The sequence below is a fragment of the Bacillus sp. RE35 genome (assembly GCF_052146655.1).
Lineage (GTDB): Bacteria > Bacillota > Bacilli > Bacillales > Bacillaceae_G > Bacillus_A > Bacillus_A cereus.
In genome coordinates, this window is the sequence record NZ_CP197377.1 from 2,897,374 (window position 1) to 2,917,021 (window position 19,648).

A 19,648-nucleotide genomic window follows, 5' to 3' on the forward strand; every position below is an offset into this window, starting at 1 on the left:
CCCTTTAACCTATAATTAAAAAGGTTCGATAGGTACATATATATCAACTATATGTTTATGCTTTGGATGCTGCTTTGGGTCATTTCTATATACTTCAAAAGGATACGAATCTCTCGGTTTATATCCGCTATTTGGAAGCCACTCACCGTATATAAAGTCCCATGCTCCTTTATATTCATCTTGGCATATTTCAAAATGTCCTACTGCATACTTTCCAGAAGGTATTACCATTATTCCAACGTCGTTCGTTTCTACTGTGGATTCATCTGAAATTGTTACACATAAACTTGTTCTTAAATGATAGTCCTCAGTAAATTCATGATGATCGTGGTAAATGGTTAATACTTTCGTATCCTCAAATACATGATAGTTTTGCTTAGCTGCGTAATGAAATAATTTCTCTATCATTTTCGGAAAAGCTATAGTTAACTCTTCATATGTACCGATATGTCTTATGTATGCGACGTTTATATTGTCTGCTGTTACAATTTCAATATTTCCTCGAACCTTCTTACATTCATTGTATTGAGGAATTCCCCTTACGTCTTTGCAATTCTTGCTATTGTCGTTTCGATATTGAGATGGACTTACGCCGTAATAATTTTTAAATGTTCGGGAGAAAACTGCTGAATCTGTGAATCCGAAGTGATACGCAATATCTGTAATCGTCATATCTGTCCGATATGTAAGTAGATGTGTTGCCCTTTCTAACTTCAATCGGTTTACATACCGTGATAATGACTCGTTTACTATCCCCTTAAAAATCCGATGAAAATGAAACTTTGAAAATCCTGCTACATCCGCTAACTCTTCAATTGAAAGTGAATCACTTATGTTTGATTCTATATAATCTTGCACTTTATAAATGCGTCGTAAGTATTCATTTCTACTTTGTTTACTCTCCATACTTTTAGCTCCTCACAACAAAAAGAACCATCCTAGAATACTTTTAGGACGGCTTTCTATTCGTAATAGATTCTTCCATATTTTATTGTTAAATCGATATAATTTCACTATATTTTTTAAGCTGATGGTAATGTGGCGTTATCCTAATTTAATTTAAAGAAATAACTATTTTTTTATAGCCCTACGCAAGTTAATAATATTATTGGGATTTAGCTCCCATTGTCTCATAAGTTCTCTTTGTCTTGTTTTTAAGTCTTCAAATGGTTCTTCCACCATGTCGATTTTATTAAATTTCCCTTCGAAAACTAAAGCATTTTTTATCTTTTTATATCCACCAAAACCTAAGTCATCATTTAGTAACCAGACTACTCTCTGTATTTTTGCAAATAAAATACCACCTGTACACATTGGGCACGGTTCCAACGTGCTATAAATAGTAAACCTCTCATTTTTTATTTTTGCATCAAACATTGCTTCCCCTGCATTGCGAATAGCGTCTAACTCTGCGTGAGCTGTTATGTCTTTTTCTGGATGCACTCTATTCCTTCCTCTTGCAATGACATTATTATTTCCATCAACAATAACTGCTCCTACTGGATATGTGTTTTCTTTTAATGCCTTTTCTGCTTCTTCCAATGCCATCTGTAAAAAATATCTATCCCTCTCAAAATTCATATAGATCCCTCTTTTTTAGATGAAATTATGTTATGGAAATTCCTTTCGACTATCATACTAGCTTCTATCAAGCTAACAAAGTCAGCTATTCTTTATGCAACGGATAACATTTTCATATACATTTAACTCAGTGGGTTTTGGTAAAGCTTATTTTTCTACACATTTTTCAAAAATAAAACTCTACTACCGCCATTCCCATCATAATTTGTATGTACCGATACACCCTCTATCTCATCATCCCCAGCCTCAATTTGAAAGCCAATCTCCCTATGAAACTGTATCGATTTTTTATTAACTGGTGACGTGATTGCTTTTACAACTTTACGGTTATTTGCACGTGCGACATCAAAGAAATACGAATACAATGTCGATGCAATTCCTCTTCTTCTATACTTCGGATTGACACCGATAAAATGAACGTACGCTTCCTCTTTATGCGTTTGTGAGAAGAATCCGCATAAGAAACCTAACGTTTCTCCCTCTTCTTCAATAATAAAACTCGTTTCTTGAAAGTGAATGAAGAACAATTTTGGCAACATGACAGCCATGTCTCTCCCGCCCCACCAATCATTTAAAACAGAATGAATCTTTACATAATCTTCCCCTTGGATGTTTCTTACTCGCATATGTTTCTCCCTCTCACTCACTTCATTTTTTCATAAATTTTAATGACTGTTTCTACTAATAGGATGAATACCCATATCCCGCAAAATACGAGAACTGACTGAAATATAGAACCTAGCATAACAATACTTATTAAACCTAATTCTGGCCCTGAAATGGGCATTTCATCAAATCCTATATTATGTATAAACGGACCAGTTGAAAAAGCCATTAAAATAGATCCTATTAAATAAATCACACTCATTATTTTGAATATTTTTATAGAAAGATACGAAGTTTGTTTTTCTTCCACTTGTGATAATTCGATTTCTCCACTCGCAATTCCTTTTTGTAAACAGTCCTCACATAGAAATTCTTCCTTAATTTTTTTACCACCGTGCAATGTACCTGTAATTTCTTTACAGCGCGAACACTTTCGATTTATCATTTTGTTATCACTCCAATCTCGTAAGATTATACTTATACAATTCTGTTTTTACCTTATTATTCCTTTTGTGTATTTTATAGAGAGGTGACGTGTTTTATGATATCTAAACTTATTTTTGGTTATAAAAAGCCTACTGAGCAATATGTATTACGACCTAGTTGTTATGCAATTATTTTTAACTCAACTTCTTCAAACATTGCTATTATCCAAAAAGGAGACCGTTATTTTTTACCTGGTGGCGGTATGGAAGGTACCGAAACAAAAGATGAATGCTTACATCGTGAACTACTAGAGGAATTAGGATGGGCAATTGAAACTAATCAATATATCGGTAATGCAATGCGATATTTTTATGCGGAAAAAGAAGATACATATTATTTAAACGATGGATTTTTTTATATTGCGAACATGGTGCAGACACAAACTGAAAACTGTGAGGAAGATCATGTTTTGCGGTGGATGTCTCCTTTACTTGCTGTAGAGCTTCTCATTCATGATCATCAAAAATGGGCTGTTGAACAAGCGCTTTTATTACAAAAACCAAAAGGATCTCCTTCTATATGAAAGAGATCCTTTTTATTGTTAACTTACTTTTTTCAAATTGAGAGCTGGCTTTTGAATTCCACCCTTTTTTACAACATATAAGCCGATAAAGATTATAAGTCCGCCAACGAGTTGCATCATGTTGATTTGCTCTCCGATAGTTACTGCCGCGAAGATAACTGCGAACAATGGTACAAGATACATATAAACCATTACTTTCGTTGAGCCTATTTTACTAATACCGACATACCACATTGCAAGTCCGAAGATTGTCGCGAAGACGATTGAATATGCTAGAGACCCCCAGCTTGGCATGTCTACTGGCCACGTTAATGTATTTACGTTGAATAAACAATATACAACGAGAGGTACAATTCCAATTAAAGTTGACCAAGATGTGACTCTCATTGCGGAATATTTTGTTATAAGAGGTTGCGCTAATATTGGGTACCATCCCCACGCAATCGCTGCGACTAATCCAATTATGTTTCCGAGCCACGCATATTCGTAAGTAGCTCCTCCTGTATGCCCTGTTAATAAAACGAATGCTGCACCAACAAAGGCCACTATTGAACCAGTTTGTACTTTCATCGAAAAACGTTCTTGTTTGTGCAATACTGCTAATATCCCTGTAAAAATAGGTGACATTGCAATTAATAATGAGGCGTTTGTTGCTGAAGTATATTTCACAGATAGCATAAACATCGTTTGATACATTGTTGTACCAACGATACCAACTGCTACTAATCGTAACCAATCTTTTCTTTCAATACGTAATGAGCGTTCCATCATAAAAGTGATAAGTAATAATACCGGTGATGCTACTAAAAATCGTAAACTATTAAATTGAATGGATGACATAAATGCCACTCCATACTTTCCTATTGTATAATTTGCTCCCCATACTAATGCAACTGATACTAGGAGCCATTCCATTTGCCATCGTTTCATCCGAATCTCCCCTTCCCTATTTAGCATAGTAAAATTGGCTGGATATAACACCGTCCAATTGGCTGTTTTTTTACCCAGCCAATTTGCTATACTTGATGTATATAAGAGATACGGAGGCGTTTTTTATGGAATGGAAACTAGATAGTGACAGTAAAATCCCTATTTATCAGCAAGTTGTTGACTTTATTGAAAAACGTATTACATATGGAGAACTTCCTCCCGGAAGCTTCCTCCCTTCAGAACGGAAATTAGCTACGCAGTTAAATGTAAACAGAAGTACAGTAACGACTGCTTATAATGAACTACGTGCTATGGGAATTGTAGAGAGTACGACTGGTAAAGGAACACGCGTGAGTACACATATGTGGGGTGTTTCTCCAACATTAACGCCGAACTGGAGAAATTTCGTAGAAGGTGGTACTTTTTTACCAAACTTACCACTACTTCGCCATATTCGGGCAGAAGTACAACAAAATGAAAATATTATTGATTTTGCAAACGGAGAGCTCGGTTGTAATCTTTATCCCCACAATCAACTACAAGCGATTTTACGTGAACAACCGTTAACGCATTCATTAAGTTACGATCATCCGCAAGGCTATCTCCCGCTAAGACAAGCGGTCGTAAAATATATGAAGGAATATTTAAAAGTTGAGGCGACTGAACAATCCATTATGATTACATCTGGCGCACAGCAAGCACTTCACCTTATCGTGCAATGTTTATTAAATCCAGGTGATGCTGTTGCTTTCGAAAGTCCTTCACACTGTTATTCCCTGCCTCTATTCCAATCAGCAGGTATTCGTATTTTCCCATTACCTGTTGATGAACACGGCATTAACCCAGATGATGTACAGGAGTTATATAGAAAGCACCGCATTAAAATGATTTTTTTAAATCCAAATTTCCAAAACCCTACGGGGACGATGCTTCATCCAAACCGTAGAAAAAAACTATTATCACTTTGTGCAGACTTACGAATTGCGATTGTGGAAGATGATCCGTCTAGTTTACTTACGCTAGAAAAGAAACAACCTTGCCCTACTTTGAAATCAATTGATGAAAATGGAACTGTCATTTATGTACATTCTTTATCAAAAATGATTGCACCAGGCTTACGAGTTGGTTGGCTCGTTGCCCCGCAGTCTGTAGTAGAAAGGTTATCCGACGCAAGGCACCAAATGGAATTAGGTATGAGCATTTTCCCACAGTGGCTTATGCAACAATTTTTTGAAACTGTACCATTTCAGTCGCATATCGTACCGTTACGAAAACAACTAGCAGAAAAAAGAGACGTTATCGTCCACGCTCTAAACGAGCAACTTCATGATAAAATCTCTTTTTCAAATCCGACCGGTGGAATATACATATGGGGAAAATTAAAAGAACCGATAAACGAAAAACAACTTATTATGCAAAGTTTAAAACAAGAAATTGCTTTTATGCCAGGTAGTATTTTCGGCGCAAAAGATGGTTATATACGTTTATCTTATGGAAAAGTGAATATTAGTCAAATTGAGGAAGGTATTTCTCGTTTGCGGGAGGCTATTTTGGTTTGTGGGAAATAAAATAACTTTTTAATACATTTAAAACTTCTTTATTCATTAACTCCAGATAATAAGTAAGCAAAAAATAATGAAAAGAAGCTTCATTCCAAAATTAAATTATAAGAAAGCTCCTGATGATTGATACAGGGGCTTTCTTTTCGAAATTTTTCGTTTTTCTTTATCTTTCTTCCCTACTTCTAAGAATGATTCTTATAAATTGTAACTCATTATGATTAATTCACCTTTCCGCCCCATCCTTCTAACCCCATTATCACAAAAACCACATTTTTCATATAAAGATTGTGCAGCTACATTTTTAACGTTTACTGCTAAAATAATTTCATTTATACCTAAGAAGTTATTTCGGACAAAGTCAGGTAATATCTTTAAAGCTTGTTTTGCATATCCTTTCCCTTGATGGTGAAAATCTGTTGAAAATGCTCTTATTAAAATAGATTTTTCATTATTTGTATATGGTTTAACCCCGTCATTTTTATGTAAAACAAAAAACGTTACAAGCTCATTATCTTTCATAGCTAAAATTGAATGCCGATCTGAATCCTCACTCGATAGTTTTACAAGCTTTTTGGGTAAACCTGTATAACAAAGCTGCTCTTCTGACAATGTATATTGATTTATTATATTTCTGAAGTTTTCATTATAAAAATATAACTGCATATAAATATCGCTCTCCTCAATAAATGGTCATTTCTATTTCGTTGTCTACAAGTTAAATAATAAAACTCATCCCCTATTTTCTGTAAAATATTCCTCTTTAATATTCTTAACTACATATCTATTATAAATACAGAAAAGCAACTCTCCATTCTCACAATCTAGCTGTATACTTAATAAATACTATGGGATTTGAAGTTTTTATCTCCACATTCTCACCCTCAAATATATACATTTGTTTATTTTCGATATCAATAAACACCATAAGTCCATTCTCATTATATGCTTCTGAATATTCACCATCTATTTTTATTCTTTCAAAAGAAGAAAAAGGGGAATGTACTACTTGATATTCGGAAAGCTTCATTATTCGCTTTTCTTCCGGTACGTGCACAATTTTTGAATCATCATCAGGTAAATATTCTAGCCCAATTTTATTCGGCGCAACGAAAATTAATAGATGCAAGGGTTCTGTTTCATTATTTTTATAGCCATGTATATGGTTCTTCCACCCAAACACAATCTCTCCTTTTGATGCACGAATCATTATTTTATTTGAAATATAATAATCCAAATGACCTGACAACACAACTGCACAATCTTCTCCAAATGGATGGCTATGAGGTGGTATGCCTTCATGCGATTGAAAAATCACTTCATACACCCAATACTTATTATCATTCGTTTTATAAATAAGATCATTTTTTGATATATTAATAGTTGTTTGTGATAAATCGAAACTCCTCATTCGGCCCTCCTGATTAATTTCAGACTTACTTATCTTTTGAAACCATTGCATAGAGCAGTAACATGAAATGATCCTCTAATTTAAAATACATTTTATTTATATATATTCTATTGCTATTTTATCCAAATAAACACTATTAAAAATCAATCCGCAGAATGAAATTCAAATAAAACTTCCTAATACTTTCGTATTAAGAAATTTTCACATCACTACATATAACCACTTATTAAAATCTATAGTACATTCGTTATTTAGTTCGAAATATCCGTTTATTTTATAAAAATACATACGTATTAAATTGAGGAAGATATTACTCATTTGACAAAACCTAAATCTACCATTATTATCAACACGAACCTATTTATAGGAGTGATAAAAATGAAAATTTACGTTGATGCAGATGCTTGTCCTGTAAAAGATGTAATTATTTTTGAAGCTACGAATGCGGAAATTCCTGTTACACTCGTTACTAGTTTTTCTCATTATTCTAATGCAGAGCAGCCGAAAGGTGTGGAAACAATATATGTTGATTCCGGAGCAGATGCTGCTGATTACCGAATTATGCAGTTAGCAAAAAAAGAAGATTTAATCGTAACACAAGATTACGGTCTTGCTTCGCTCGCTTTAGCAAAAGGCTGTATCGTACTACACCATAAAGGCTATAAGTATACGAATGATAACATTGAACAATTGTTACAAACACGATATTTAAGTGCAATGGTTCGAAAAAGTGGTAAGCGTACAAAAGGACCGAAACCATTTACAGCAGAAGATAAAGAGAAATTTAGAGCGCTCTTTAAAAGTATGATCGCTCTTTAAAAATGAATCGTCTATTTGCTAGGAAAACTTCGCAAAACAAAGAAGAGAATATCCAAATGAACATTCTCTTCTTGAGGTTTACCCGTTTAAAATGAAGGTAAATTATCTAAGTTATTTTCTTTTATTCCATCCGGTTCACTACGTATAATATCTCTGCCATACTTATGAAATACGTCCACATGAGCTAACTTCCCTGATTTCGCTTCATTAAGAGCAGTCATATAATCTAACTCTCTCCCGCTACTTGTTTTAAAAGCAATCAAATCACCTTCATCATTTTTACGAACAGCAACAATTTGTTCTGCTCCTGAAGTAACTTCCTGAGCTATTTCAAATTGAGCTTGCTCTTCCCCTTGATGTAAATAATCATTATACACTTTTTCAAAATCTTTTTTGTCCATTAAACTCACCTCCAACACATTTTATTAGTATGGTTGGGAGGTATTGGTTTTATGTAATTTTCTCTAAACTTTAGTATTTTCAAATGAAAACATTGTCCCCTCACTATTTGATTGTAAAGTGTATTTTATATCAAACATCTTTGATATATCTTCAATATTTTTCAAACCAAGTCCTGTTCCTTTACTATTTATATCGAACCCAATCCCATTATCTCTAAAATAAACAATATCTTCATCTATAATGATTTTAAGTTTTTTAGCTTTTGAATGTTTAAGGACATTTTGAAAAATATTATCAAATAGCCTTTGAATCCATAACTCATTACTATTCCATATCAACTCTTTATCTTGTGGATTATATACTAATTCAATTTTATGAATGTTATACAAATAGCTCCATTTTTTAATCATATTTTCTATTAAATTATGTATATTCACTTCATCATGCACAATATAAGTATTCTCTAAGGTTTCGGTAGATTGCATATTAAATTCGTTAGTTAAATCACTTATATATTGTATCTGCTCATACAGTGATTCAAGTACTGGTGCTTGTTCCTTGTACTCACCTTCTAAATAATATAATTGTAATCTGACCGCTGTTAAGGGTGTATTAATATCATGCCGTAATTTATTTAATAGTTCCTTTTTTATTTGTTCCTGTTGTTGTAGTTCCAATTCTCGATAAGTTGTTCTTTCTATAAGCAAGTTTACTGATTTAATCAGTTCTCCCATTTCATCATCGCTTTTAACATCTATTATATTAGGGATTTTTTTATCACTCGCCAAATCTCGAATTGTTTGATTTAATATATTAATTTTATTTAATACGGTGTTAATCGACCTTGAAAATACAAAAGCTAATACTAATAGTGATAACAAAAATATGATTAACATAGTAGGATATGCATAGGATTCGTGAAAAGGGATGTTCTTATTTTTAGTTTTAAAGACAGCATTATAAATAACTGATACAAAGATACTAATCAACAACAATAACAGTGGTACGCTAATAATAGCGGAGAATAATAGTAACTGATATTTTTTCTTTAAGTTCATTTCTTCATATAGGTATTTAATCTATACCCTTCTCCATATATGTTCTGAATAATATCACCTGTTTTATCATCAATTTTGGTTCTGATTTTCTTTATATGTACGTTCATGATATTTTGATTTCTATCTTCGAGTTGCCATAGGTAATCATAGAAGTGCTCTTTCGATAAAATTCTATCTCTATTTTCATATAAATAGAAGAATATTTTACGTTCAATTGCTGTAAAAGCAACTTCATTACGCAAATCATTAATAAAAACTCTTTTATATTCTGCATCTATAAATACATGGTTAATTTGCGTGAACGTACCATATTGATTACCTAACATTTTCTGAATCCTTAACAACAACTCTCTAGGGTCAAAAGGTTTTATCATGTATTCTTCTCCAATAGTTAAACCTTTTAGTTTACTATCCATATCATTCCTTGCTGATAGAAATATAATTGGAATATTTAATCCTAGATTTTTTATTTTCTTTGTAATTTGATAACCATCTTCGCCTGGTAACATAACATCCATTACGACTAAATCTATTTCATGAATTATATCAAGAACTTTCCTTCCCTCTTTCTCCCAATACACATTATACTTCTCACACTGTAAAATTTTTTGTAATAAATCTCCTATAATTAAATCGTCTTCAACAATTAATATGTTATATACTTTCATTATGTAGACCTTTCATCACTAAAATAACAATTGCTTAGTTCTTCACTACTTTATTCTTAATAAAATCCATAGCAATTTTGTATATTTCATCAGGAGCATATAAATAAATACTATGTGTACCTTCAATTATTTTCACATCAGCTATTAATAACTTGCTAGCAAACTCCTTATAATCTTTGTTTTTTTGCTTTGTATACTTCGAATCTTTATATTGCCTAGCAATCGCATCTATAAATAACATAGGTGTTTCTTTTGGGATCGATAAAGAATTTGATTTTTTACCGTTATTGTAGCTTTGTAAAAGTTCTTGCTTCATATCATCATTAAAAGCCCGCTTATACGTAAGCGCTTTATAAACATCTTTTTCCTGTTCGTTTAAAAAGGATTGACGAATGACTTCGGGATTATAAGTAATAGAGGGAGCTAATCTCTGAAAACCAATTTTCGTTAAAATATTCATCCCTTTTATTTTTAATGAATCAACCATACCTATTTTATTAGTCACGTACTGTTTAGGTAAACCAATATCTAACGCAATAATCCCTTTTACTTCACTTGGATATTTTTGTGCCCAATAAATGGCCTCAATACCCGATAGAGAGTGTGGTACTAAGATGTATGGTGGTTTATTCCCACTTCGAATAAGCGCTTCTCTTGTTTGTTCTAGTATCGTATCAATATCTCTATCATCTTGAAAAACATCACTGTATCCATAACCAGCTCTCTCAATTACAGAAATCTTGTTTTCTTTCGAAAATTTACTGTATAAGCCTTTCAACTCATAAACAGGAGCGGCAATTCCAGATCCGGCCATAAATACAAACGTATCTTCCCCGCTCCCCTCATTATAAACATTCACTTTTTTATTATCGAAATTAACAAGTTCACCTTTATTGTTCATTAATTTCGATTCCATTTTTAATTGACAGTTATGATATATAAATACAGCTCCTGTTCCAAAGAAAATCATACTAATACATATTAAAAATATTATTTTCACTGACTTTAATAATTTTTTCATTTGACACCCCTTTCAGCCTATACTAAAAGGGTACAATGTAAAAATAAATTTCTAATAAATTTTTCAAAATGAACATGTATTCTTTGTTTCTAATTATGGATTATTTTAATATCTACGCAAACCCTTCAAAGTCTCCAATATATCATCTGTAAAGGCTGTACTACCCTCTGTCTCTAAAACTCTGAAATATAAACTTCTTAAGAACGATCTAATATTTTGTACTAAAATAGCATGCTGCGGATGTCGGATGTCCTCAACAGTTGCTATACTATGTAGCCAATTGCTCCACTCTTCTTCAGTTAAAAGCTTTTGGTTATGTAACGACATAATTGGTGCTACTAATCTCTCATCCTCAAAGTGAAGGTATACGTAGTCATGTAAGCGGACCTTCTGACGAACGGCAGCTAGTATTGCATATGAGAACTCACGATTTTGGATTGTACGTGCTAACGCATCGAGCGCATCTGCTGCATGTGCAGTAGAGTGTGCCCAGCCTTTTCCTTCTACGTAGCCCCTTACATCTTCTTCTAAATATACATATTCCAACACTTGTTCTGCCACACTGTACAATTGTTCTTCCGATAACAACGGTTCTCTTTCATGAACAGATAAAATAAGTGGTGGAATTAATACGGAGAATGCACGTTTAAATACAGAGTCTGTTCCCTTTTCACCAATTTTATAAAATAAATAATCAGGACTAATTGCTTGTAACATTAATCCTCTTAACTCTTTTTGTCTAAATACATCATTTGTAATCCATGTGTGAAGCGTACTATAAATTAAATCATCACGTAATTCAGCATCAGGTGATCCGATATAATCTAGCATCCATTGCGCATATGGATATGCATCTACGTCTTCTGGTACAGCATAATTGTTATTTTTAATTTGTAGTAGTTCTTCTTTTAGTTCGAGTACTTCATTCATTATATTTCTTGTCCCCTTTTTGCGTTTTTTATTGTCTTATCCCCTTTTATTTGCTTCATAAAATTAATTTAATTATAACAATAAACAAAAGGCTATACATATATTTCTGATTATGTATTACGCTCTTTCATGAAATATAACTTCTGGATTTCCTAAATCACTATTCTTAAATATAACATTCGCACACTCTTTTGGATTATGCTCATCTATATACAACTTACAGGCCGCATGATATCTGTTCAAAAACATCTTCTCTGCTTCTTCATAACTTCCAAAAGCTTCAGTTTCCCGCTTCGCACCACGTTTTCTCGCAATCTCAAAATTTGTATCTACAAAGATTTTGTAATCAAATAAATACGCAACGTCTTTTTTCAATAGAAACGTTCCATCTACTATTAATATCATATTTTGCGTGGCCAATAGCGGCTCATTATGTACAGACATATCCGTTATTAAGTTATGAGAAATCGTTTCATACTGTAAAGTCCCGTTAGGTCCTAAAGGCATTAATAATCTTTCTTTGAAAGCTGTATAATCGTGTGCATCTTCATAATACCCTCTTGCAGATTCTTTTCCTTTTGCATAGCGAATCACTCTTGGATTATGAAAATCATCAATGCTTGCGCGTGTTACTGGTAATCCTCGTTTTTTTATTTCTTCCGCTAATTCGTTTGCAAATGTTGTTTTTCCTGATGCTGTAATACCACTTACTCCAACTCTTGTTGGATAGGTTAAGTTTAGCTTTACAATATGATCTGCAATTTCTTTGATTCGTTGTTTTCGGTTCATGATATCTCCCTTTATAATTAGTTTACATAATATAATTATAAGTAACAATCAATGTCACTATTTGTCGGTAAATCGATATCCTTTGTCGAATCGTTGATATATCGAAAAAATCGTTGATATATTTTAAGTTATGATAGATATATTTGAAAAATCGTTGATATATTATTAGCTTACTTCCCCTTAAACCCCCGATATAAGGCCGTCCGTAACTCTTGCTTATACTCTTCAATTTCTGGCATTTCGAGTTCTTCTGCTAATCTGATAGCTAATTCAATATCATACGGTACTCGTACAAGTTGAATAGAAAAGCTCGCCGCTTCTTTTTCATTATATGTTCCTTCAAATATTAAATAGGAAGCTTGCGTTATTTCAAGTGGGTTTCCTACGCTACCGGCATTACATAACGTTTTCCCTCTGAAATTTTGAACGAACGCTTGGTGAACATCACCGTAACAAACGACATCTGGTTTTCTTTCTCCTTCTATATTTTCTGTCAGATCACTATTTTCGAACATACTAATACGTTCTTCTCTTGAAGCGTGTGGTTGAATTCTTTCATATAAACTTCTCGGTGAAGCGTGAAACATACGAATGAGTTTTCCACTCATAAAAAATTCGATTGAAAATGGTAAACTTCTTAAATAATCATTTTGTTCTTCCGATAATTGTTTTTGATGCCATTTTAATGCTTCAAATTCAGTCGGCTTTGTAATAAAATCATCCCAGTTTCCCATTACGACTACTTCACATTCTTTACGAATGATTTCAATTGCTTCACTGGAATGAGGTCCTTTTCCTACTAAATCTCCAAGACAAATAATGCGCTCGATTCCTCTTAATTTAATATCATTCAACACGGATTCTAATGCTTGAATATTACCATGTATATCTGAAATTACCGCTATTTTGTCCATATAAATTCCTCCTCTATTTATTACATTCACTTGATTGGTACCATTTTGGAATATAAGATGAAAAATGATTATGATCTTCTACTATTCCATTTAATCTTTCCTTCATATCATCTACTAAATGCGGCGTACTTCGATTCGTCCAAACGATATCCGCTGGGAATGTCATCGCGGCGTACAATGTATAGAGTTTCCAAAAATGAAGCGATGGTTCGCCTCCGCAATAACCGTGAACTTGTCCAACCGCAAATGGTTTACTTATTCTTGTAGTAAAAATCGCTACATTATAAAAATCGTGTATTGGATCGCCAAAATCATATCCACCAAAATCAATAACGATAAACTCCTTATTATGAATCATACTATTTGCTGGATGGAAGTCATCATGTAAAAATCTTATTGGACGATTTCCCAATAAATCTTTATGATTTTCTACAAAGGTTAATACTGGCTTCAAATCCAGAAAATTCACCTCGTAATCTGTTAGTGCCTCTATGTATCTTTCGTATTTATTCCATCTAGATGTTTCCCATTTATTACTTGCACTTTCTCTTTCAATTGAGTGAATCCTCTTTAATACTTCCCCTGCTTTTCTTCCTGCCTTATACTGTTCTTCCACCGATAACTTCGTTAAACCTTCTTCACCATTTATACCTCGGGTCCATTCAAATACTTGAACACATTTATTTAATTTCTCAATTATTATGAAATGAATTAACTTGGGTGTTGGAATATGTAATGACTCTAATCGTTTCATATACGTATATTCTTCTTGTTTACGTTCAAAATGAACTGTATCACATACTTTTACAAAATATGTTACTTTGTTTTCTAATTCTATTTTATGTTTCTCTTCATGTGAGAAACCTTTTGAAATAGCTGTACACTTTACAATACGAGGCCATTCTAGTATTCTCTCTATCTCCCTAAGCATTTCTTCCACAACGTTCACCTCTATTAATATATGTACAAACTACCTAGCACTTCATGCTCTCGTTTATTTCCACCTTTAAACTCTACTGCAAATGGATATTCGCCATTCTTATTCAAATGTTCTAGTACTAGCCCTTCTCCAATCGGTTCACAAAACTGCACATGAATATTTCCAAACACTACACTTTGACTCTCAGCATTCCATTTTTCATTTTTCACAACTGAGCTTGTAGATAGTCCCATTACTTTTTTCCATTTCCGTACTGTTTCTCGAACGTTTTTTACTGCGTAATGAATCGTTTCAATTTGTTGCACTTTGTTTTTATGTTCAGTGATCATCCCACTGTTACGTAAATCGTTTCTTCTTTCTTCGTCCGTTTCATTCCACTGTATAAAGAAAGGTAATTTCGGTCCGTTCTCTTCTTGCTTAACAAATAACATTTTCCATTCTAAAAGCCGGCCATCTTTTCTCATGCGTTTCCCTTCAAATGGCCCTATCGTATGTAAGCCGTACTTATTAAAGTTAACTGCTAGCTCCTCAATTGCATCTGTTCGGATCGCGATTTGTAGCATTCCTTCTCCATTTTGTAGTTTCACCACTGTTTCTTGTACTAATGGATTTTCTGCTTCTTTCGCTTTTTCTTCATGCTGAACTGCTAAAAATTCTATGTATGATAAGTCAAAATAACTTAAACTATTCCAAGTACCCCAAGTAGTATGCTCTCCGCCTAATACAGTATGAAATCCAAGCTCCTGCATTTGTTTTGCCGCTTCCTCCGGTGTACATTGCACTGCGTGAACGAGATGATCAAATGCTAACATATTCTTTCTCCCCTTTCTCTCCATCCTTTTATTGTATATTTTATTTTTCTTTCATTCAATTCAAAAACTTTAAAACCTAGTTGATTTATACGATTAATATGTATTATAATGAAACAAATTTAATTATTGCTGATTGGAAAAACCAAAGGCACTTTTCTCATACGGGAAAAGTGTCTTTTTCATTTATTATTACAGGGGGATTATTTATGCAGAAATTAATTGTCTTTGCTATTATTGGATTTTTCGCTCAACTGATCGATGGAGCACTCGGAATGGCGTATGGGGTAACGTCTACTTCACTATTATTAATGTTTGGTATTGCACCGGCTGTAGCTTCCGCATCGGTTCATTTAGCTGAAGTCGTTACAACTGCAGCTTCTGGCGCATCTCATATCAAATTTGGAAACGTTGATAAATATACAGTTTCCAGGCTTACATTACCTGGGGCAATCGGCGCATTTGTTGGGGCATGTTTTTTAAGCAATTTACCTGGTGATGTAATTAAACCGTACATTTCCGTATTTTTATTTACTTTAGGGGTTTATATTTTATTACGATTCATCATTCAAAAACAAATTGTCACTTCAAATAAGCGTATGTCTGCAAAACAACTTGTGCCGCTTGGTTTATTCGCTGGATTCGTTGATTCAACTGGTGGCGGTGGTTGGGGGCCGATTACGACACCTGTTCTTCTAGCAAGAGGAAATGAAGCTAGAAAAGTTATTGGATCTGTAGATACGAGTGAATTTCCTGTTTCACTCGCTGCAACAATCGGCTTCTTCATCTCACTTGGCTGGGAACAAGTAAGCTGGGTTTGGGTATTTTCTCTCATGCTCGGTGGTATCGTAGCGGCACCAATCGCGGCATGGCTAGTTCGCATCGTTCCTTCTCATTTACTTGGCGTATTAGTTGGTGGTCTTATTATCTTTACAAACATTCGTACACTGCTTACTACATTTAAAGTGGATCCAACTATTATTTCACTTTCTTACGTTGCAGTTGGTCTTGTCGTTATTATTTCTATTTTCATTGCTGTTCGTAATCATTCCAATCGTCCTAATACGTCAACGGCTGAGTATCCGAATGATCAGAAGCAAATGCTACCATAACTATAAAAAATACCGCTCAATTTAGAGCGGTATTTTTTATTTTTCTATTTTCCAATTAATCATCATTTCTGTAGCATTTACTCTCTTCATATGTAACTTTTCTAAAACACGCATCGAACTATAATTATCTAGAAGTGTCTCTGCAATTATTGTTTCTACCTCACCTGTTTTGAAAGCCCAATCGATTAGTTCTTTTACAGCTTCTGTTGCATAGCCCTGATTCCAATATTTCTCAATGAATCCATAGCCAATTTCTACTGTTTGATTCTCGTTTGGTTTCCCTTTAAACCCAATATCACCTAAAACGCTATCATCTTCTTTTCGAAGAACATACCACGCCCCCCATGGTAATAAAGTTGCATCTTTTTTTACATTCTTTACATGCCCTACAATATGCGGGCCGCTATTGTATCCTTGCTCGTTAGCGACTTGAATCCTCTCTTCTGTACACGGCACTATATAGAGCCTTTCTGTTTCTAATTTCATTTTGATTTCCCCTTTTCAATTAAACAATACCTCAATTTTACTAAAAATAAAAAGAATATTCATTCTATTTGTTAAATTTATGCTTATTCTTTGAAACGAATTTAAGGAATAATCCTCTTTTGATAGTTATGTCGAATTATATTTTTCTGAATTTTCTTTTAATTTAGAGGGTTTTTCAATATTTTTTGCGAAACATTTGTATAACAATTTTTTCTTTGCTTATTGCTACATAATAGTAGGTTCGGGTGGAGTTTTGCAAGCGTTTCCTATACAATAACCGATATTTTTTGACTTTTCCTAACAAAATATCTTGCAATATATTCAGAAAGTCATTACAATTGCCATATATTAAAAATCTTAGCAATATATAAATCCTCATCAATCCGATGAGGTAGAGGTTGCGACTTTTAATAGTAAAACGGACGAGACACAGAGAATGTCAGCTGACTCCGTTTGAAAGGAAAAGTTGCCGAAGTTTATATTTCTTCTCTGGAAATATGAGCTGGGGCTGTCTCCGAAAGGAACAGAACTGTCACGTTTACAAAATTACCGTGTAAACGTGGGGTGCTATCTTAACGGAAGGGTATGATGGGGTGGTTATTTGTGAAACGTTCCGCCAAATTCCTTTGGCGGTTTTTTGTATTTTTCTCCCCCGCTCCTTCCTAACCTACAAGAAAAGGAGTGTTGAACATGAATAGCGCAACAAATCAATCTACCTCTAAAACGCAAACTACACAAGGACAAGGTGAATTAAAACGCGGATTAAAATCTCGTCACCTTACGATGATTTCTCTCGGTGGTACAATTGGTACCGGACTATTTCTTGCCAGCGGTGGTGTCATCCATACAGCTGGACCTGGTGGCGCATTAATTGCATACGCCGCAATTGGAATTATGGTTTATTTTTTAATGACAAGCTTAGCTGAACTTGCAGCTTACATGCCTGTTACTGGATCTTTTAGTACGTATGCAACAAAATTTGTTGATCCATCACTTGGCTTTGCACTTGGATGGAACTATTGGTATAACTGGGCAATTACGATTGCTGCTGAACTTGCAGCCGTAACATTAATTATGAAATTTTGGTTCCCAGATACCCCTTCTCTTATTTGGAGCGGATTATGTTTAGCTATTATTTTCCTTTTAAACTATTTATCTGTTAAAGGGTTTGGTGAATCTGAATATTGGTTCGCACTTATTAAAGTAGTTACGATTATTATCTTTTTAATTGTTGGTTTCATGATGATTTTTGGAATTATGGGCGGTGAAACGGTTGGATTTAAAAACTTCACTGTTGCAGATGCACCATTTAACGGCGGTATCATGGCAATTATCGGTGTGTTTATGGCAGCTGGTTTCTCATTCCAAGGTACTGAACTATTAGGAGTAGCTGCTGGTGAAACTTCTGATCCAGAGCGTAATATTCCGAAAGCGATTCGTTCAATCTTTTGGCGTATTCTTTTATTCTATATCCTTGCAATTCTCGTTATCGGTTTATTAATTCCTTATACAACTGAAAGCCTTGCTGCAAGTGATGTTACAGTAAGTCCGTTTACACTTATTTTTGAAAAAGCGGGCGTTGCCTTTGCTGCTTCTGTTATGAACGCTGTTATTTTAACGGCAGTACTATCTGCTGGTAACTCTGGTATGTATGCATCAACTCGTATGCTTTGGGATTTAGCTCGCCAAGGAAAAGCACCAAAGTTTCTTGGTAAATTAGATAGCCGCGGTGTACCTGTTAACGCGTTAATCGTAACGTCAATTGTTGGTAGTATTGCTTTCATTGCTTCTTTATTCGGTGACGGTGTTGTATACATTTGGTTATTAAACGCATCAGGAATGTCTGGCTTTATCGCATGGGTCGGCATTGCAATTAGTCATTACCGTTTCCGTAAAGCATATATTGCACAAGGAAAAGATTTGAAAGACTTACCATATAGAGCAAAATGGTTCCCATTTGGTCCAATCTTCGCATTTACACTTTGTATCATCGTAATTTTAGGACAAAACTACGGCGCATTTATGGGTGAATCAATCGATTGGAATGGCGTACTCGTTTCTTACATCGGTTTACCACTCTTCTTAGTACTATGGTTAGGATATAAATTTACGAAAAAAACAAAAGTGATTCCACTTGATAAATGTGAACTAAAATAAAGTGAAACGAGCAAACAAATTTGTTTGCTCGTTTTTTGTTGCAAACCTCTTTCCTTCCCTATTGCTCCTGTTTTTGCCATAATAGAAGAAATATAAATAAAAGGTTGGGATACAATGAACATTCGCATTACTGATGAAGCAAAAGCAGCTATACATAGATTAGAACGTGAAGACAAAAAGATCATTCGCATTAGAGGAACAATGACAAACTCTTGTAGTATTTTCGTTGATGTCGATTTAATTTGGGATACATTTAACGCAGATGATGTTGTATATGAAGATGCGGAGCTTATCGTACAAATGGATTCATTTACGAAAGACTACACTGGTGATACAGTGAAGCTTGATTATAAGACGACAGGTTTTAGTATTACGACTCCGAGTGAGACTTTGGTTTATGGATTGTCGATTAAAAAATAAAAATTGTTTATCCGACCAATGAGGTGA

At 34.0% G+C, this 19,648-nt stretch carries 23 protein-coding genes and 1 riboswitch; of the genes, 6 read left to right on the top strand and 17 right to left on the bottom strand.

Going from position 1 to position 19,648, the window contains the following annotated elements; translation table 11 throughout:
- Positions 1-15 precede the first annotated feature (15 nt).
- The 4 genes from ACTL4X_RS15015 to ACTL4X_RS15030 all read right to left on the bottom strand — a co-directional run bounded on the left by ACTL4X_RS15015 (position 16) and on the right by ACTL4X_RS15030 (position 2,632).
- Positions 16-906 (bottom strand): AraC family transcriptional regulator, encoded by an 891-nt coding sequence (locus tag ACTL4X_RS15015; protein WP_000444288.1) that lies wholly within the window; start codon positions 904-906, stop codon positions 16-18.
- A 165-nt stretch (positions 907-1,071) separates the two neighbouring features.
- Positions 1,072-1,581, bottom strand: coding sequence for a nucleoside deaminase (locus ACTL4X_RS15020; RefSeq protein ID WP_001008618.1), 510 nt, complete (start codon positions 1,579-1,581; stop codon positions 1,072-1,074).
- A 155-nt stretch (positions 1,582-1,736) separates the two neighbouring features.
- Positions 1,737-2,207, bottom strand: coding sequence for a GNAT family N-acetyltransferase (locus ACTL4X_RS15025; RefSeq protein ID WP_001266062.1), 471 nt, complete (start codon positions 2,205-2,207; stop codon positions 1,737-1,739).
- A gap of 17 nt (positions 2,208-2,224) precedes the next feature.
- Positions 2,225-2,632 carry a DUF3980 domain-containing protein gene (locus ACTL4X_RS15030; RefSeq protein WP_000610488.1) on the bottom strand — a complete coding sequence of 136 codons (408 nt, stop codon included), beginning with the start codon at positions 2,630-2,632 and terminating at the stop codon, positions 2,225-2,227.
- Between the two features lie 96 nt (positions 2,633-2,728).
- On the opposite strand from ACTL4X_RS15030, the gene ACTL4X_RS15035 reads away from it, so the two are divergent.
- A complete protein-coding gene (locus ACTL4X_RS15035; protein WP_071740771.1) occupies positions 2,729-3,196 on the top strand; it encodes an NUDIX hydrolase in 468 nt (155 codons plus the stop codon).
- 18 nt (positions 3,197-3,214) lie between these two features.
- Here ACTL4X_RS15035 and ACTL4X_RS15040 read toward each other — a convergent pair whose 3' ends face one another.
- On the bottom strand, positions 3,215-4,126 hold the full coding sequence (locus ACTL4X_RS15040; RefSeq protein WP_086401663.1) for a DMT family transporter: 912 nt from the start codon (positions 4,124-4,126) through the stop codon (positions 3,215-3,217).
- 125 nt (positions 4,127-4,251) lie between these two features.
- Between ACTL4X_RS15040 and pdxR the strand changes: the two genes are divergently transcribed.
- Positions 4,252-5,694 (top strand): MocR-like pyridoxine biosynthesis transcription factor PdxR, encoded by a 1,443-nt coding sequence (pdxR, locus tag ACTL4X_RS15045; protein ID WP_000454943.1) that lies wholly within the window; start codon positions 4,252-4,254, stop codon positions 5,692-5,694.
- Between the two features lie 189 nt (positions 5,695-5,883).
- Here the strand turns inward: pdxR and ACTL4X_RS15050 are convergent, their stop codons facing one another.
- Both ACTL4X_RS15050 and ACTL4X_RS15055 read right to left on the bottom strand, forming a co-directional pair.
- The gene (locus ACTL4X_RS15050) at positions 5,884-6,351 is read right to left on the bottom strand and encodes a GNAT family N-acetyltransferase (RefSeq protein WP_001177778.1); all 468 of its coding nucleotides are present in this window, start codon (positions 6,349-6,351) and stop codon (positions 5,884-5,886) included.
- A 151-nt stretch (positions 6,352-6,502) separates the two neighbouring features.
- On the bottom strand, positions 6,503-7,096 hold the full coding sequence (locus tag ACTL4X_RS15055; protein WP_001255985.1) for a cupin domain-containing protein: 594 nt from the start codon (positions 7,094-7,096) through the stop codon (positions 6,503-6,505).
- A 378-nt stretch (positions 7,097-7,474) separates the two neighbouring features.
- Between ACTL4X_RS15055 and ACTL4X_RS15060 the strand changes: the two genes are divergently transcribed.
- The gene (locus ACTL4X_RS15060) at positions 7,475-7,915 is read left to right on the top strand and encodes a YaiI/YqxD family protein (protein ID WP_000708761.1); all 441 of its coding nucleotides are present in this window, start codon (positions 7,475-7,477) and stop codon (positions 7,913-7,915) included.
- Positions 7,916-8,001: 86 nt separating this feature from the next.
- Here ACTL4X_RS15060 and ACTL4X_RS15065 read toward each other — a convergent pair whose 3' ends face one another.
- The 9 genes from ACTL4X_RS15065 to ACTL4X_RS15105 form a co-directional block, all read right to left on the bottom strand.
- A complete protein-coding gene (locus ACTL4X_RS15065; protein ID WP_000358161.1) occupies positions 8,002-8,316 on the bottom strand; it encodes a DUF3892 domain-containing protein in 315 nt (104 codons plus the stop codon).
- A gap of 63 nt (positions 8,317-8,379) precedes the next feature.
- A complete protein-coding gene (locus tag ACTL4X_RS15070; protein ID WP_016124792.1) occupies positions 8,380-9,375 on the bottom strand; it encodes a sensor histidine kinase in 996 nt (331 codons plus the stop codon).
- Positions 9,372-10,043, bottom strand: a complete 672-nt coding sequence (locus ACTL4X_RS15075; RefSeq protein WP_000870354.1) for a response regulator transcription factor — start codon at positions 10,041-10,043, stop codon at positions 9,372-9,374. Before ACTL4X_RS15075 ends, ACTL4X_RS15070 begins: the two co-directional genes overlap by 4 nt.
- A 34-nt stretch (positions 10,044-10,077) precedes the next feature.
- A complete protein-coding gene (locus tag ACTL4X_RS15080) occupies positions 10,078-11,064 on the bottom strand; it encodes an alpha/beta fold hydrolase (protein WP_000734905.1) in 987 nt (328 codons plus the stop codon).
- 105 nt (positions 11,065-11,169) lie between these two features.
- The gene (locus ACTL4X_RS15085; protein WP_071740773.1) at positions 11,170-11,994 is read right to left on the bottom strand and encodes a DUF2785 domain-containing protein; all 825 of its coding nucleotides are present in this window, start codon (positions 11,992-11,994) and stop codon (positions 11,170-11,172) included.
- A 117-nt stretch (positions 11,995-12,111) separates the two neighbouring features.
- Positions 12,112-12,783, bottom strand: a complete 672-nt coding sequence (locus tag ACTL4X_RS15090; protein WP_086401662.1) for a uridine kinase — start codon at positions 12,781-12,783, stop codon at positions 12,112-12,114.
- Between the two features lie 170 nt (positions 12,784-12,953).
- Positions 12,954-13,697 carry a metallophosphoesterase family protein gene (locus ACTL4X_RS15095; protein WP_000357656.1) on the bottom strand — a complete coding sequence of 248 codons (744 nt, stop codon included), beginning with the start codon at positions 13,695-13,697 and terminating at the stop codon, positions 12,954-12,956.
- 13 nt (positions 13,698-13,710) lie between these two features.
- Positions 13,711-14,637: an aminoglycoside phosphotransferase family protein gene (locus ACTL4X_RS15100; RefSeq protein ID WP_086401660.1), complete on the bottom strand. Its 927-nt coding sequence runs from the start codon at positions 14,635-14,637 to the stop codon at positions 13,711-13,713.
- A 14-nt stretch (positions 14,638-14,651) separates the two neighbouring features.
- Complete coding sequence (locus tag ACTL4X_RS15105; RefSeq protein ID WP_000879126.1) at positions 14,652-15,449, bottom strand: VOC family protein; 798 nt, start codon at positions 15,447-15,449, stop codon at positions 14,652-14,654.
- A gap of 98 nt (positions 15,450-15,547) precedes the next feature.
- On the opposite strand from ACTL4X_RS15105, the gene ACTL4X_RS15110 reads away from it, so the two are divergent.
- Positions 15,548-16,558 (top strand): sulfite exporter TauE/SafE family protein, encoded by a 1,011-nt coding sequence (locus ACTL4X_RS15110; RefSeq protein ID WP_002024365.1) that lies wholly within the window; start codon positions 15,548-15,550, stop codon positions 16,556-16,558.
- A gap of 36 nt (positions 16,559-16,594) precedes the next feature.
- Here ACTL4X_RS15110 and ACTL4X_RS15115 read toward each other — a convergent pair whose 3' ends face one another.
- A complete protein-coding gene (locus ACTL4X_RS15115; RefSeq protein ID WP_000764606.1) occupies positions 16,595-17,044 on the bottom strand; it encodes a GNAT family N-acetyltransferase in 450 nt (149 codons plus the stop codon).
- Positions 17,045-17,428: 384 nt separating this feature from the next.
- Positions 17,429-17,622: riboswitch (Lysine riboswitch) on the top strand.
- A 112-nt stretch (positions 17,623-17,734) separates the two neighbouring features.
- Between ACTL4X_RS15115 and ACTL4X_RS15120 the strand changes: the two genes are divergently transcribed.
- Together ACTL4X_RS15120 and ACTL4X_RS15125 are read left to right on the top strand one after the other, a co-directional pair.
- Positions 17,735-19,201, top strand: coding sequence for an amino acid permease (locus ACTL4X_RS15120; protein WP_001083395.1), 1,467 nt, complete (start codon positions 17,735-17,737; stop codon positions 19,199-19,201).
- Between the two features lie 114 nt (positions 19,202-19,315).
- A complete protein-coding gene (locus tag ACTL4X_RS15125) occupies positions 19,316-19,621 on the top strand; it encodes an iron-sulfur cluster biosynthesis family protein (RefSeq protein ID WP_002026004.1) in 306 nt (101 codons plus the stop codon).
- Positions 19,622-19,648 lie beyond the last annotated feature (27 nt).